The organism is Lysinibacillus sp. NPDC059133, from assembly GCF_042755925.1.
In the GTDB taxonomy this organism is placed as follows: domain Bacteria; phylum Bacillota; class Bacilli; order Bacillales_A; family Planococcaceae; genus Lysinibacillus.
Map to the genome: position 1 here is coordinate 1 of NZ_JBHZDH010000118.1, position 1,952 is coordinate 1,952.

The window sequence follows — 1,952 nt, forward strand, 5'->3', positions numbered from 1 at the left end:
GCTCCAAATGATGTTGTAAAAGTGACCACTATGAATCACGTCATTGAAGTTCAGCATATGGAGAAGATGAACCGGAAAAATAATATCAAAAAATTGGACAAGGATAGGTTTGTAGACCTCTCTACTGGGGAGATCCGGGAGTTCGAGCATTCGGAAAATCGGCAGGAAAATTATAATTCTTTGAGACAAACCTTTAAGAAGCTGCGTTATTTGATAAATAACAATTTTATAGGACGGCCAAATGAATTACATATAACTTTGACATACAAGAAAAATATGACGGACACGAAAAAACTTTATAGTGATTTTCAAAATTTTATCGACAGGTTGCGTTATAAATACAAGAAAGAAAGTTCGATAGATTATTTATCGGTGGTAGAGCCACAAGGACGTGGAGCCTGGCATTGTCATGTTTTAATGCGCTTTAATGATTTGGATAAGATTTATATTAAAAATGCTGAATTAAGGAGTCTATGGGGTTTAGGATTTGTAACAATCAAGTCATTAAAGGATATAGACAACATAGGAGCCTATTTGAGCGCTTATTTGACTGATATAGACCTAGAAGATGTCCAAGACAGGGAAACAGCCTTAAAAGTGGCTTCAGAGGGCTGTGAGGTGCAAACAAAGATCGTAGAAGGTCGGGAAAAGAAATTTTTAAAAGGCGGACGGCTGCACATGTATCCTTCCGGAATGAATATGTATCGAAAATCAAAAGGGATTGTTAAGCCGGAACGGGAAGAAATGAAGTTCGGAGACATAAAAAAAGTAGTGGGTTCGGCAAAACCACACTACGAGAAAAGTTATCATGTCGAAAATGACAATTTTGAAAACACAATTTCGTTTCTCCAGTATAACACAAAACGTGATTTTTGAAGCAAAACGGTTCCTCTTTATGGAGCCGTTTTTTTTATTTCCCGAAGGGTTATTTGTCAGAATGACAAACCGATTTCGAGCCGGCGAGAACCCATTGTCACACCACGATTTAGGGGGTGTGTATAAATGGGCACTCTCTGTGAAATTTGAAGCTTTGAAATTCCGAATGGCGCACTTATACACTCTGTCGAGTGAGTGCTAAAATGCTGAAGCATTTCCGTCAAGCGTGTGGAGGAATCTTGTAGAGAGATATAGCATAGATACCCGTATCTCTAGAGATATTTTGGTATATCCCTGCTATATCTATGGGGTATCTATGCTATATCTTTGGCTTCAAAAACGGCACCTGTTCTAAGAGCATAGAAACTCAACAGGCACAGCCTGTTTGACACCCTTTTTTTTAGGGTGGCACCGAGTTTCCTTATGCTCTTTTTCTCTGAAGCTAAACCTGTTTTATATGTCGTAGTCTTTTTATTGGGAGTGACCCCTTGCTGTACAATTTCCGGAGGTGCCGATAAGGGACGAATTTTCCCTTGTCGGTTGCCTTTGGGGATTGTAAGGGGTGGAGGCTCGGAATCAAAAGGAAACGAAATATCATTCCGAGTGTGCTTCTTTTTTCTGTTCTTGAATTCTATTATTTCCAATGTTAGAATTATGTTAACAACTTGTTAGGAGTGTGTTTGGATGGAAGAGAAAAAACAAATTGGACCTCGAATTACTGTTGAAACATTTAAAAAGCTAGAGTTATTAGCCGAACATTTTACAAAACACAATGAATTTGGAAGAGTTTCAAAAGATGCTGTAATTGAGTTTGCTATTAAGGAATTGTATAGGGACTATTTGGGAAAAGGACGCTAATTTTTGTTGAAAAACTGACTTCGGATTTGGGGTTCTTTATTATTAACTTGATTTTAATTAAACATTACAGGAAAAATTGAGGGGAAATGGATGGATAAACGCAATGGTGACGCGGTTTTCATAGCTCCAAATGATGTTGTAAAAGTGACCACTATGAATCACGTCATTGAAGTTCAGCATATGGAGAAGATTAACCGGAAAAATAATATCAAAAAATT

Annotated in this window: 2 protein-coding genes; both read left to right on the forward strand. The window is 37.7% G+C overall.

What is annotated here, in order from left to right:
• Positions 1–876: rolling circle replication-associated protein (locus ACFXN8_RS26415; protein WP_386848321.1), on the forward strand; the 876-nt coding region annotated here is incomplete at its 5' end.
• Positions 877–1,560: 684 nt separating this feature from the next.
• A complete protein-coding gene (locus ACFXN8_RS26420) occupies positions 1,561–1,734 on the forward strand; it encodes a hypothetical protein (RefSeq protein ID WP_375839303.1) in 174 nt (57 codons plus the stop codon).
• The last annotated feature ends 218 nt before the right edge of the window (positions 1,735–1,952 follow it).